Origin of the sequence: Mesoplasma florum L1 (genome assembly GCF_000008305.1) — a bacterium.
In the GTDB taxonomy this organism is placed as follows: domain Bacteria; phylum Bacillota_I; class Bacilli_A; order Mycoplasmatales; family Mycoplasmataceae; genus Mesoplasma; species Mesoplasma florum.
Genome location: NC_006055.1, coordinates 441960 through 456209 on the forward strand (window position 1 = coordinate 441960; position 14250 = coordinate 456209).

The 14250-nt window shown below is 27.3% G+C and carries 15 protein-coding genes; all 15 read right to left on the minus strand.

The window, feature by feature from the left end:
- Positions 1–62: 62 nt before the first annotated feature.
- The 15 genes from MFL_RS02020 to rpmF all read right to left on the minus strand — a co-directional run bounded on the left by MFL_RS02020 (position 63) and on the right by rpmF (position 14232).
- A complete protein-coding gene (locus MFL_RS02020; protein WP_011183281.1) occupies positions 63–1187 on the minus strand; it encodes a lysophospholipid acyltransferase family protein in 1125 nt (374 codons plus the stop codon).
- 1 nt (position 1188) lies between these two features.
- Entirely contained in the window at positions 1189–1674 is a 486-nt protein-coding gene (locus MFL_RS02030) for a dihydrofolate reductase (protein WP_011183282.1), read from the minus strand.
- Positions 1667–2002, minus strand: a complete 336-nt coding sequence (locus tag MFL_RS02035) for a holo-ACP synthase (protein ID WP_011183283.1) — start codon at positions 2000–2002, stop codon at positions 1667–1669. The genes MFL_RS02030 and MFL_RS02035 overlap by 8 nt, the downstream gene beginning before the upstream one ends.
- 82 nt (positions 2003–2084) lie before the next feature.
- The gene (locus MFL_RS02040) at positions 2085–2558 is read right to left on the minus strand and encodes a deoxycytidylate deaminase (RefSeq protein WP_011183284.1); all 474 of its coding nucleotides are present in this window, start codon (positions 2556–2558) and stop codon (positions 2085–2087) included.
- Positions 2558–4003: a hypothetical protein gene (locus MFL_RS02045; RefSeq protein ID WP_011183285.1), complete on the minus strand. Its 1446-nt coding sequence runs from the start codon at positions 4001–4003 to the stop codon at positions 2558–2560. The genes MFL_RS02040 and MFL_RS02045 overlap by 1 nt, the downstream gene beginning before the upstream one ends.
- Entirely contained in the window at positions 3984–4919 is a 936-nt protein-coding gene (locus MFL_RS02050) for an RluA family pseudouridine synthase (protein WP_011183286.1), read from the minus strand. The genes MFL_RS02045 and MFL_RS02050 overlap by 20 nt, the downstream gene beginning before the upstream one ends.
- The gene (locus MFL_RS02055) at positions 4903–5526 is read right to left on the minus strand and encodes a signal peptidase II (protein ID WP_011183287.1); all 624 of its coding nucleotides are present in this window, start codon (positions 5524–5526) and stop codon (positions 4903–4905) included. Before MFL_RS02055 ends, MFL_RS02050 begins: the two co-directional genes overlap by 17 nt.
- A gap of 19 nt (positions 5527–5545) precedes the next feature.
- Positions 5546–8272: an isoleucine--tRNA ligase gene (gene ileS / locus MFL_RS02060; RefSeq protein WP_011183288.1), complete on the minus strand. Its 2727-nt coding sequence runs from the start codon at positions 8270–8272 to the stop codon at positions 5546–5548.
- Positions 8273–8550: 278 nt separating this feature from the next.
- On the minus strand, positions 8551–9528 hold the full coding sequence (locus MFL_RS02065) for an alpha/beta hydrolase (protein ID WP_164919812.1): 978 nt from the start codon (positions 9526–9528) through the stop codon (positions 8551–8553).
- Between the two features lie 72 nt (positions 9529–9600).
- Entirely contained in the window at positions 9601–9999 is a 399-nt protein-coding gene (sepF, locus tag MFL_RS02070; RefSeq protein ID WP_164919787.1) for a cell division protein SepF, read from the minus strand.
- 13 nt (positions 10000–10012) lie between these two features.
- Positions 10013–11203, minus strand: a complete 1191-nt coding sequence (ftsZ, locus tag MFL_RS02075; RefSeq protein ID WP_011183291.1) for a cell division protein FtsZ — start codon at positions 11201–11203, stop codon at positions 10013–10015.
- A 14-nt stretch (positions 11204–11217) separates the two neighbouring features.
- Positions 11218–12525, minus strand: coding sequence for a hypothetical protein (locus MFL_RS02080; protein ID WP_011183292.1), 1308 nt, complete (start codon positions 12523–12525; stop codon positions 11218–11220).
- A 21-nt stretch (positions 12526–12546) separates the two neighbouring features.
- Positions 12547–13473 carry a 16S rRNA (cytosine(1402)-N(4))-methyltransferase RsmH gene (rsmH, locus tag MFL_RS02085; protein ID WP_011183293.1) on the minus strand — a complete coding sequence of 309 codons (927 nt, stop codon included), beginning with the start codon at positions 13471–13473 and terminating at the stop codon, positions 12547–12549.
- On the minus strand, positions 13473–13928 hold the full coding sequence (mraZ, locus tag MFL_RS02090) for a division/cell wall cluster transcriptional repressor MraZ (RefSeq protein WP_011183294.1): 456 nt from the start codon (positions 13926–13928) through the stop codon (positions 13473–13475). Before mraZ ends, rsmH begins: the two co-directional genes overlap by 1 nt.
- Positions 13929–14052: 124 nt before the next feature.
- A complete protein-coding gene (gene rpmF, locus MFL_RS02095) occupies positions 14053–14232 on the minus strand; it encodes a 50S ribosomal protein L32 (RefSeq protein ID WP_011183295.1) in 180 nt (59 codons plus the stop codon).
- Positions 14233–14250 lie beyond the last annotated feature (18 nt).

Below are 14250 nucleotides of genomic sequence, written 5' to 3' on the forward strand. Positions count from 1 at the left end.
TTAATTTTAAATAAACAAGCAAAATTTTAAAAAAAATGCTTTTTTTAAAATAAAAAAAGTTGTTAGTCAACAACTTTAAATATATCTTTAAGTTTTTTCTTTTCTTTAGATTTTTTAGGTTTAGAATTTCCTGCTTTTTGGAAGTCTTCTCTATTTTTCAAATTAATTTTATTTATTGTTTTATGATCTAATAAAATTTCTTTATCAACTCATTTTTCCATGTTTTCAATAATAACTTTTCTTGTATTTTTTGTTAGATCTTCTGTTTTTAATGAAATATGTTTTAAAGGCATTATTGGTTTCCCAAAAACAACTTTTATTTCAATATGTTTTGGTCTATCTTTGCTAAATACTTGGTATGAGTTAATTATTGTAACTGGAACAACAGGAGCGTTAGCCATTTGAGCTACTTTTAATGCTGCTGGTTGGAATTCTCCTACTTGTTGTGAATGACTTCTAGTTCCTTCTGGGAATATAGCTAATGAACGTCTAAAGTCTACAACTAATTGTTTTCCTTCTTTGAAAGCTTCTAATGCACTTCTTGGGTTTTTTCTATCAAGTGGGATACAATCCATTAAACGAACAAATCTACCAAATTTTTTATCTTCTCATAATTCTTTTTTAGCAATAAACGCTAAAGGCTGTTGAAGATAAAAATTATTTAATGCTACAAGTGCAACTGGATCAAAGTTTGATTGATGGTTAGGTGCTAATATAACTCCACGATCTAATCAATTTTCAATTCCTTCACATTTAACAGTTATATCAGAAACATATAAAATTCTTTTCGCTGCTTTTTTAACAAAATTATAGCAATATTCTTCTGAAAAATATCCTGGGCTTTTTAAATTCTTTTTACTTATTTTTTTAGCTTTACGCATCATGTTTCACATTGGTAATCACATGTATGTCATTTTTCAAAAATTAAGTTTTAATTTTTCCTTTTTTTTCTTTTTAGTTTTTGATTTAGTTGTTTTTGTTGAACTAACATTTGTTACTTCAGTAGTTTCAACGACTTTAACTTCTTCAATTTTAACTTCTTCAACTTTTTTAGCTGGCTGGTTTTTTGCAACTGGTTTTGTTGCAGTTTTTTTAGCTGGTGATTTTGGTGTAGCTGCTTTTTTAGTTGCTGGTTTTGTTTCAGTTTTTTTAGCTACTGGTTTTTTAACTTCTTTTTCTTTTGTCATTTTATTTTCTCCTATTCATGTATTCAACATAAAAGTGTTCTTTTTCCACTATATTTATTTTATCAAAATTATCATAGTTAAAGTTTTTGATATGTACATTTCCTTCAAAATCATCTTTTATCATGCTTCTAATGATTTCATCACAATCATCAAAGAATAATTCATATATTTGGCTTCCACCAATAATGTAAACATCTTTTGATGTATTGCCTTTAAATTCTTTTAAAATAAAATCTTTTTTATTAATGAAATTTACATTTTCTGACATGTGTTCTTTGTACTTTTCAGTATCTCTTGTAAGTACATAATTGATACGATTTGGTAACCCTTTAAAGTTCATTGACTCAAATGTTTTACCACCCATTAAAACATTTTGATTTAACGTTGTTGTTCTAAAATGTTGCATTTCTTCTTTTATAGATCAAGGAAGTGAATTGTCTTTACCAATTACTCCTTTTTCTGTTTGTGCTCAAATCATTTTAATCATTTTTCTTCACCGCCATACCAACTGAATATTTTTTTTCATGAGAAATTGAAATCAATATATTAGTTAATTCTTTATTTAAAATAATTGGTGTTTTTTCTAAGTAACCTATATTAATTTTACTCATTGGCAATACTTCATTATTTTTTAATGTTTTAATAATAGATTCTTTTACAGCTCATCTTCCAGCAACAAATTCAATCTTTGCTTTTTTTGAAGATAGTGTTGATAATTTTTCTAACTCATCTTTAGTTAAAACTTTATTTAAAAAATTTTGTCTTAAATTAACTCTTTTGTTTTCAACAATATCAATTCCAATATTTTCAATCATAATGCATCCTTTTATTTTATTTAATTTTATCAATTAATAGCCTATAAGAAAACCTCACAGTCTAATCTTGTGAGGTTTTTTGTTAATCTATTGATATTTTTACATTAAAATCATTAATTTGCTTATATTCAATCTTAGCTGCATCTAACATTCTCTTAGAAGCTTTAACTTCGTTTGAATCTTTATATTTATCTTCAAGGTAATATACTTTTTTAATTCCTGCTTGAATGATAATTTTTGTACACTCGTTGCATGGGAACAAAGTAACATAAACATCTGAGTCAGTTAAGTTTGTTCTTGCGCTTACAATAGCGTTTAATTCAGCATGAGCTACATAAGGGTATTTAGTATCAATTCATTCTCCTTCTCTTGTTCAAGGAAATTCATCATCATTAACACCTCTAGGAAATCCATTATAACCTGTTGATATAATTTGATTTAAATTGTTAACAAGAATAGCTCCAACCTGAGTTGATGGGTCTTTACTTCTCATTGCACAAACTTTAGCAACAGTCATAAAGAATTGTTCTCAGTTTAAAAAATTCTCTCTTTTCATTATAGTTTGATTCCTAATTTAATGTTTGTAATAACATCAGCAGTTGAAGCTAAATTAATTGTTGCTACAGTTGGAGGTTTTGGATATAGATTTTCATTTCATGCTCCATCTTGAAATCTACCTAATCATCCAATTTTTTCAAATACTTGATTATAATGATCAAAATCTCCACCTATTTTATTTTTTGCATAAAATTGTAATGCTGTAATAACACTATAGTTATATGCTGGTGCTTTTTTAAGAGTAACAACAAAAACTATTGCTACAACTATAAATACTAATAAGAATAATATTAAAATGTTTTCTCTTCATGTTCAGTCTTTTACTGGTTTTTTTACTAAACCTGCAAAAATTGATCCAAATATAATTCCTGACATCAATACTGAGAATGAACTTAATTGGTCTTGGCTATTGAAAATAGCAAGAATAATTAAAACTATTGGTCAAATAACTTTTACTTTTCCAAATCTTGCTATTGGTGATGTTTCTCCAGAAACATTCATAGCTAATATTCCAACCATAATTCCAATAATTGGAAGAGAACCTGAAGTAATAGTATATGGTAATGTTGCTGAAACAACAAAACCAAGTGTTATATACGCTAAAACAAAAGAAATAGCTAATTTTCATACATTACCGATAATAATTTCAGTGATTTTACTTATTGAGAATAATGAAGTTGTTAATAAGAAAATCATTAAAGCACTAAATACTATCCCATTTCCTGAGTCCATAGCACTAAAACCATAAGTGAAAACTCTTCATCATTGACCACCAGCTATTGTTAATGTTTGGTTTGTACCACCAAATATTATCATTGGTGCTTGTCATGCTCTTGCTGACCATTTAACTATTTGACCAGCATCATTGTATGACATACCTTCTAGAATGCTTAAGTTCATGAATAAACCAATAATAGTAAACGAAACGGGCATTATTATGAAAAAGAATAAAATGATTCATGTAAAACTAATGTTATTATTTTTAATTTTATTTAAAGCTATTTTAAAATTATTCATTTTAATTTCATCATTTAAATCTTCGTCTTGAATTAAGTTTTCTTCTTTATTTTGAGCTGTTTGTTTATTATTTTTAAACTTTGAAATTAATGGTAAAAATTTTACTAAATTATTTTGAAGTTCTTCTGGAGTTGTAATAACTAGAATTTCAGTTTCATCTTCTGTTAATTTATTTTCATATTCACTAATAACAATTTTTAATTTCTTAACTTTCTCATTCATAAAGTTTTTTTGAGCAGTCATTTCAATATTTGATCAATTTTCTGTTGAACCTTGTATTTGAAGATCTATTATTACATACTGATTAGAATTATTAATAAATATTGCACGTGACTCTTTTATTTTTTTATCAACGTTTTTGTACTTATATTCTTTTTTCAAAAACTTAACCAATGCTTGATAAGTGTTAGATTGTTTTTCAGTCATTTTCAACCCCGCCTTCCTGAAGAATTTTATCAGTAAATTCTTTTGGTAATTCTGCTTTTAATTTTACCATTTCTTTTGTGATTGGGTGTAAAAATTCTAATTTATACGCATGTAACATTTGTCCAAAATCAGTTTGTTTCTCTGCTAACTTACCATATGAAGGATCATTTACAATTGGATGTTTAATGAAATTGAAGTGAACTCTAATTTGATGTGTTCTTCCAGTTTCAATAGCACACTTAACTAATGTTGTTTTGTCTAAACGTTTAATAACTTCAAAATTAGTTACTGCATATTTAGAATTTTTAGAAGTAACCATCATTTTTTTTCTATCATTTTGGTGTCTACCTATCGGTGCATCGATAATTCCTTTATCTTCTTTTATTTCACCTCAAACTAAAGCTACATATTCTTTGTATATTTCATGGTTCTTCAACATTTCTGTTAATACTTGGTGAGATTTGTCATTCTTAGCAACAATTAATAGACCAGTTGTTTGTTTATCTATTCTATGAACAATTCCAGGTCTCTCAACACCACCAATTGTACTTAAGAATTCAGCATCTCTTCCCAATAAAGCATTAACCATTGTTCCTTCTGTGTTTCCAGCTCCAGGGTGAACTACCATGTTATTTGGTTTATTAACAACTAAAATATCATCATCTTCATAAACAATATCTAAATCAATTTTTTCAGGATTTATTGTTGATGTTTTTACTTCAGGAATATTGATTTCTATTTCAATATCTCCAATTAAATTAAAATTTTGTTTTGTTTCAACATTACCATTAACTATTACATTGCCATCTTTGATTAAAGTTTGAATGTAACTTCTTGAATATTCAGTAGATTCAGCTAAAGCATCTACTAAGTATTTGTCTAACCTTACTTTTTCAACATTAGCTTTTATTTTCATTTTTATCTACCTCTTTATTTATTTCTTTTTGTTTTTTTGGTTTAAATATGTTGATCATTTCTATAATAAAACACACTGCCCCAATTCCGATTCCAATATTCACCCACATGTCAGCTAAATTAAATATATAGCCTGAAGAGCCTAAGAAGTCAAAGCCTCATACAAACATATCTACAACTCCACCATAAATTTCTTGGCCATCTCTTATAGTAGCTGGAGCTCAAGCTCTTGCTAATAAGTTTGCAAAACCACCAGCCAGTAATATTGAACAAGTAATAATTCATTTTTTATCATTTAAAAATATAAATACAATGATTAGTAGTGCAACAAATAATGCTGCTAAAGTTACTGTTTTAGCTAAACCATCTGCATAATCACCGCGACCATAAGCAGAACCTAAATTTATTTTGTATTGAATATTTAAAAATCCATTTATAAATGTTTTTGAGTCGTTTTCTTTCATTGTTGCAACAACAACTCATTTAATTATTCAATCTAACAGTATCAAAAAGCTCATTATAGGGGTAGCTATAATCAGTTTAAATTTTCATTTAAAATCATATGATTTTAATCCAAAAATTAAATTAGATATTTGATTTTTAAACATAACTATCACCCCTTAATGCTTATAATGATTCTACTACTGAATTACATCTTTCACAAATTTCATTATTTATTAATGTGTCAAATATTCCTCAACATCTTTCACATTTTGTTCCATTTTTAAGTTCTACACCAACAAATGCAATTTTTTGCTCAGATAATCCAGAACAATCATTTGTGAAACTTAAAGAATTAACAATAAAGATTTTTTCTAATTCAGTTGTTGATTCAATATTTTTAAATTCATCTTTTAAACAAACTTTAACTGTTGCTTCAAAACCTTTATTAATTATTTTTTGTTCTCTTGCTATTTCTAAAGCTTTATTTACATCGTCTCTTAAAACCATAATGTTATTTCATTTTGTTACGAATTCATTTGATTCAATAAAGTCTTGTTTCTTATTATCTAATAAGTGAACTGAATCAGTTTTATTTAAATTAACCATTGCTTGGTAAACTTCTTCGATTGTATGAATTAATATTGGTCTTAATAAATCTATTAACATTCAAAGTTGCTCATATAAAACTGTTTGAACTTGTCTTCTTCTAATTGAGTCATTTTTCTCAATATATAAAATGTCTTTAATAAAGTCTAAGTAAAATGAAGATAAATCTTTAGTTACATAATTAACAACCAAATTATAAACTTGGTTATAGGATAGATTATCATAAGCTTCACTAGCTTTATTTTTAACAACACTTAAATTATTAAGCGCATATCTATCTACTTCAGTTAAATTTGTTTGATAATCCTTACTTGGATCAAAATCAAATAAATTAGCTAAAATAAATCTCATTGTATTTCTTATTTTTCTATAAGATTCTCCAATTTGTTTAATAATTTCAGGTCCTATTTTTTGATCATCAGTATAATCTGTTGAAGCAACTCATAATCTTAAAATATCTGCACCTTGTGTATTAGCAAACTCAATAGGATCGATTCCGTTTCCCAATGATTTAGACATTTTATTTCCTTTTTCATCAACAGTCATTCCGTGAGAAATTAGTTTTTTATAAGGTGATTTGCCTGAGTAGATAGTTGAGTTAATCATTGATGCATTAAATCATCCACGATATTGATCATTTCCTTCTAAATATAAATCATATGGTAATGGTAAATTTTTAAATCTTTCGCTTAATGCAATTGCACTTGAACCTGAATCAAATCAAACATCTAAAATATCTTTTTCTTTTTTTAGGTTTTTATTTCTATAAGCCTCTGGTAAGAATGTATCTGCTGGTTTATCGAATCAAGCATTAGTTCCTAATTCAGCTATTTTATCAATGGCAAATGCTAATATTTCATTATTAAGAACTAACTTATCATTTTGATCGTAAAATGCAACAATTGGCACTCCTCATAGTCTTTGACGTGAAATAGTTCAATCTGTTCTGTCTTCTAATACTTGATATAAACGTTTTTTTGCTCATTCAGGTTTTGTTGTTATTTGATCAACATTTGCTAAAATTTGATTTTTAGCTTTGTCTAAACCAATGAATCATTGTGATGTACAACGGTAAATAACAGGTTTTTTAGTTCTTCAGTCATGTGGATATGAGTGAGAAACAAATTTTAATTTTAATAATCTTTGTTTTGCTTCTAAATCCATACCAACAATTTTATTAGCATCTTCGTAGAATACTCCAACAAGTTTTTCATCAAATTCAGCAATTTCATTTGTAAACTTACCTTGATCGTCAATTGGAGCAAATGGTTCTATACCATGTTGTTTAACAATTATATAGTCATCTTCCCCAAATCCACCAGCGGTATGAACAATACCAGTTCCAGCTTCATCAGTAACATGATGTCCAATTACAACTGGATTAATTTTTTGTTCATATAATGGGTGAGCATATTTAACACCAACAATTTCAGGTCCTTTTAAAGTATCTAAAATTTCAAATGTTTCTCAGCCAATTTGTTCTGCAACTTTATTAACTAATGAAGACGCTAAAATGAATTTTCTATCATTAGCTTTAACAATGTTATATTCAATGTTTTCTCCAACAGCAGCCATTTGGTTTGAAGGAATAGTTCAAGGTGTTGTTGTTCAAATAACAATTTCAGTATCAGTATCAATTTTTGCATTACCTTCAACAACTTTCATAGCAACAAAAATAGTTGGTGATTTAACATCTTTATATTCGATTTCAGATTCAGCTAAAGCAGATTCACTTGAAGGAGATCAGTAAATTGGTTTTAATGCTTTGTAAACCATTTCTTTTTCATACATTTTTTGGAATAGTCTTAATTCACTAACTTCAAAATCATGAGTTAATGTAACATATTTAACATCGCTATTAGAAAAAATACCTAAACGCTTAAATTGGTTAGCTTGATTTGCAACTTGTTTTAAAGCGTAGTCTTTACACATGTCTCTAAACTCAACTGCTGGAGTTTGTTTACGATCAATACCCATTTTTGTTACAGCTGTTTCAATAGGTAAACCATGAGTATCTCAACCCATAATGAAAGGAGCTAAATAACCATTAGCATTTTTTCATCTGATTATCATATCTTTCAATGTTTTATTTAAGGCATGACCAATGTGTAAATCACCGTTTGCATATGGTGGACCATCATGTAACATAAATAAAGGTTTTCCTTCATTTAGTTTTTGTTTTTGATCATAAATTTTCTTAGCATCTCACATTTCTTGAATAACTGGTTCTTTATCTTTTAAGCCAGCTCTCATATCAAAATCTGTTTGACCGATTAATAATGTATCTTTATAAATGTTTTTCATTTTCTAATCTCCTTTAAAAATAAAAATCGCCCCTTATATAAGGAGCGACTAACCGCGGTACCATCCTAATTAATAAATTAAAGCTTAATTTATCATCTTCAAGGTTTTAACGGTGCCACCGCAGAATTCTACTCAATATAATTTTTCTTTTCTGTTGAAAAAAGGTGATATCTTTTAAATATTATTACTAGTTTACACCAACCACTAGCTCTCTTTGAATAATTAATTTAAAAAACTTGTCCTTTAGTTTTTATAATAATATTTTATATTATTTTTAATTAAATTTGATGTTTTTTAACAAAATCTGTTGTTCTTAAAATGTAATCTTCTGTAAACTTAATAATTGATTTAGTATGATTAATTCCTGTATCATAAATAATTAATTCATTCACTTTAGATTCTTCTATATTGTTTTTAACATCTTGCATTTTAAAACTATCTAAAAAGTTTGTTACTCTATCAAATCTGTTATGAATATACATAATAGGTATATACTTATGTTTTGTCTCAATTAAATTAATAAAATCAAGTTCAACTAGATTAACTCCATATTCATTTTTATATATTTTTAACATGTCTTCTAAAACCAAGTTAACATAATTCTCAAATATTTTTGGGGCATTATTAGCAACCATACTTCTTAGAAGTTTTGAAACTGACATATAAGCTGAATCTGATATTGCTCATTTAATATTATTTTCCTTAACAAATTTTTCTTCTGTTAAAGCTAGGTAGTTAACTGTAAATCCACCCATACTTGTTCCAACAAGACCAATTTCTTCTGGTTTATAATTTTGTGTTACTCATGTAATAATTGTCATTAAGTCTCATTTTTCTTTATAACCTCAAGTTACAACATCACTATCACTTGATCCATGATTTCTAAAATCAAAAGTTATTATGTTATACCCTAATGAACGATAGTGTCAAGTTAGATATAAAACATTGAATCTTCCTGAATTGAATCCATGAACACCAATTACTCATTTATTACTTGGCTTTGGATTTAATCATACACTAGCAACAATTTTTACACCATCTTTTGAAAGCGTTGTGAAATTAGCTGTTGGGCTTTTATATTCTTTTATTTTTAATTTTTTATTTGAATTTCTATTAGTTGAATTAAAGTTATTAATTGTTTTAACAAAATTAATTTTTAAACTTGCTGCTTCTTCACGTTGCTTAATTGTTTTGGAAAAACTTGAATTTCACATTTGAATCATTTTATGAGCTAAAGTTGAATATTCTGACATAATAACCTCTTTTCTATTATTTATATTTTACTATAAACATACAAATAAAAATGAAATAAAAAAAATAAGCAGTGCTTATTTTCTAATTAATATTTTGTAAATGTTACCTTCAATTTTTTTGTAGATACCATCATTAATGTAAATAACACCTGATATGAAATCTATAATTCTTCTTTTTTCTGCTTTTTCTAATCCTGAAAGATCAATTAAAACAATTTTATTAATTTTTAATTCATCTGCAATTTTAGCTGCTTCAGAAAAAGAAGTAGGCTTAATAATTTCAGTTCTTTTAGAAGGAATATCTTGATTGATTGTGTTTAATTCACTTTCATTTGAATATTCAACTTCTTCTTTAGTTGTTGAATCTTCTTCATCATACATACTGTATCCATTTACATCGTTTAAAGCTTGATCTATTTCCCCTGATTCAAGTTTTTTAGTTTTCATTTTATCTAGTAGTTCTTTAATTTTCATTTTCATTCTCCTACTATTTCAAGAATGTTGGGAAATCATCTTCAGTATCATCTGAATATGTTGATGCACCACTATTTACAGAATGCATAGTTTGGTGAGCATGTAGAACATCTTCTTCAAATGAAGTAGGTGCTTTTTGTTCTTCTTCAACATGAGTTGATTTGTATAAACTTGAAGTTCTTAAATTTGCAAATGTTGAAGCCGCGTTTGATTTTGTTCCTAAGTTTGCTGATGATTTAATCATTTCTTCATCAAAACCAGTAGCAATAACAGTTACAACTAATTCATCTTTTTCAGTTAATTCTTTATTAATAGCTACTCCAAAAACGATATTTACTTCTGGGTTATCAATTGCTTGATTAACAACATCAACAACATCATAAGCATCGTTTAATGAAATACCTTCTCCACCAGTAACATTAACAATAACATCTTTTGCACCAACGATTGCTGCTTCAAGTAAAGTTGATGAGATAGCATCATTAGCTGCTAAGTTTGCCTTATCTGGACCTGTTCCTAAACCAATTCCAAATAATGCGTTACCTTTTTTAGACATAACTGTTTTAACGTCAGCAAAGTCTAAGTTAATTAAAGCAGGAACTGCAATTAAGTCTGTAATTGTTTGAACACCTTGTTTTAATATTGCGTCAGCTTCAGCAAAAGCTTCTTGAATAGGTTTAGCACCAATGAACTCTAATAAGCGATCATTTGAGATAACAATTGTTGAATCAACGTATTTTTTTAATTCAATTATTCCTTCTTCTGCAAAAGTGTTTCTGTATTTACCTTCAAATCTGAATGGTTTAGTTACAATAGCAACAACTAAAGCTCCTGTTTCTTGAGCGATTCTTGCGATAACTGGAGCAGCACCTGTTCCAGTTCCTCCACCCATTCCAGCAGTTACAAAAATTAAATCAGCACCTTCTAAAGCAGCTCTTAAATCATTTTCAGATTCTAAAGCAGCTGTTTTACCTACTTCAGGGTTTGCTCCAGCACCTAAACCTTTTGTTGATTTTTCTCCTAAAATAATTTTATTAGGAACATTTGATCCTGCTAAAACTTGAGCATCAGTATTTGCAATATAGAAATCAACACCGTGAGCGCCTTGCTCAAACATTCTTGAAACGGCATTGTTTCCACCACCACCAACTCCAATAACTTTAATCTTGGCTTTTTGGCTAAATTCTTGTGTATTATTATTCATTTTGTTTTCTCCTTTTATGCTTCTACTTTATCTATTAGTATACCATCATTTTTCAAATATAATTGTCCGCTTGCCTGATTTTGACTACCAAAATCATCAAAAAACGCAAATTGCATATTAATAACATCATTTTTAATTTTTTGTTTTTTAGCTTTAAATTCGTCAAATATAAATTTGCTTGTAATTTTGCTTATTAATCCATAACTTTCAAAGTGTTCATTGTTTTTTAGAGCACCAATAACTTTTACTTGATTTACATAATCTGAAGATACTTTTGCTTCAGAAATTAAAGAAACACCATTTGGAATTTCTTGAATTAAACCAAAGTTAAATATAGGTGTTACATAGAAATCAATTTTTTCTTTTGCTACAAATGATTCTTTAATTTCTTTGTATGCATTTTTAACTGCTTTTTTCACTATTAATTGAATTTGTTCACCTGATAATGTTTTTGAAACTAAAGAATTTTTAAATTTTAAAAGTACAGTTTTTAAAATATTTTTTGAATCGAAGTTAATGTTGTTGTATAAATAGTGTTTACTCATTTCATCACTAAGTCCAAATTCATTTGATATTTTTTTAATTATGCTGTTCATACCATTGTTTGTTGATGCATATTCAACAAATGCGCCTTTTTTAAATAATCCAGCTTCAATATGATCTTCTTTTCAATCGACAACTATAATATCGCTTTCATCTTTTGAAGGTCTTTGAATTGAGTTATATAAAGCTTCAAGGTTTGTCATGTATGAATCTTTACCTTCTTCAATTTTTTCAATAACATTTTTGTGTGATTCAAAAACTTTTTTGTAAATTGATTTAATTGAAATTATTAGTTCAATTTCTTTACCTTGAACATTTAATTTATTAACTTCTTGTTTGTTTCCATCAATTTTTACTTGAACTAGTTCAATATCTAAGTGATATGCGTTATTTGCTTGTTGTTCTCTTTTAACTATCTTTTTAAAGCAATCATTTACGTATTCTTCTGTCATTAATATTGGCATTTCACTTGAAATTGTTTTTTTCTTTGTTGTAAAACTATAAGTTGAACTTGGAACAACCATAAAAATTTTATTATCTTTTAATTCTGATTGTTCTTTAACAATTGATTTAATCATTGCAGATATATCTTTTTTTAATAAAGTTGAAATAGAATCTCTAACAACTCCATTTTCATTTAAAAAAGTAGAGTTATTTTTAGCTTCGATTTCATTTTCAAAAATTGAAATAATGTTGTTTTTTAATACTCTATAAGCATTAATTTTAACTACACTTTTTCTTATTTCTACTGTTGTAAATGTTTTATTATTTTTTAACATAACTCTATCCTCTTTTTTTCTTTATTTTTTCTCAATTACTCAAAGCTTTGCGCTATGACTTCTATTATTATTTTCTACTTCTGTATTTGTGGGTTTTAATGGCTTTTTAAACAACAGTTTAAAGTCTTTTGATGATTCAATTTCATATGGTAAATTACTTAAGTAAAATTGTTGTTCATCAAGTGTATATTTCTTAAATATGTTTTTAACAACTTTTTCTTCTAATGAATGGAAAGTTATAACAACAACCCTTCCTTTTGGTTTTAATAAATTTAAACTTTGTTCTAACGAACTTTCTAAAGTTTCCATTTCATTGTTAACTCTTATTCTTAGAGCTTGAAATGTTTTTTTAGCAGGGTGTTTTTGTTGTTTCAATATTTTTGCTGGTAAAGATTTTTTTATTACACTAACTAATTCAAATGTTGTATTTATAGGTCTTGAAAGAATAATATTTTTTGCAATTGATCTTGCAAATTTTTCATCACCATAATTTCATAAAATTTGCTCTAGTTCTTCTTGTGTATATTCGTTCACTATTTTGTGAGCAGTTAGAGAATTATTAGCTCTATCCATTCTCATATCAAGTGGACCATCAAATCTATAACTGAAACCTCTTTCTGCCACATCAAATTGTGGCGAAGAAACTCCTAAATCATAAAGGATACCATCAACCTCGAAAATCCCTTGCATTGCCAACATTGCTGAAATGTTAACGAAATTTCCTTCTAGTATTTTGAAATTGTTACTAATTTTTGTAAGTTTTTCAGTTCCTTCTAATATTGCTGTTTCATCTTGATCAATTGAAAATAATTTACCATCTTTTAATTTTTTTAGTATTTCACTTGAATGTCCAGCTCTACCAAGAGTACAGTCAACATAAATTCCATTTTCCTTAATATTTAGATACTCAATTGATTCTTTCAATAATACTGGTATATGTTTTTCCATTATTTATTTAAACCTTGATAAATTGTTTCAGCAATTTCTTCCATTCTGTCACTGTTATCATTTTGATAATTGTCATATGATTTTTGATCTCATATTTCAACTCTGTCACCCATACCAAGTATGTAAACGCTTTTTTCAATGTTAGCCAGCTTCAATAAGTTATTTGGAATTTTAATTCTTCCTATCTTATCGATTTCAACTTCATGTGTATTGGCTATAATCTCACGAGTTATCATCCTTGTTTCTTTATTAAAAGAAGAAAGATTTAATATTTGAGAACTTCACTTTTCAAATTCTTCTTCAGTTCTCATTTCTAAACTTCCTTCGAAGCCCTTAGAAACATAAACTGTTGAGTTTAAAATCTTGTTTCTCATTTTTGAAGGGATGGTAAGTCTTTGCTTATCGTCCAGATTATGATCATATGTTCCAAAGAATAACATACCACTTTCCCCCATTTCTTCCCACTTTATAAATATATATTACTATATTTATTTAATTTTGTTAATAAAAAGAATTAAAAAAGTTAAAAAAACACAAAAAAAGATGAGGCTAACCTCATCGTTTTATTATTAAGAGAAATTAATCTTGAACAGATTTAACTTCTTTTCCTTTATAGAATCCACATTCTCTACAAACTCTGTGTGGTTTAATCATTGACCCACAGTTTTCGCATGAAACTAAATTAGAAGCTACTAAAGCTAAATGACTTCTTCTTTTATTTTTAGCAGATTTACTTGTCTTTCTAAATGGTACAGCCATCTTAAAACCCCCTTAACA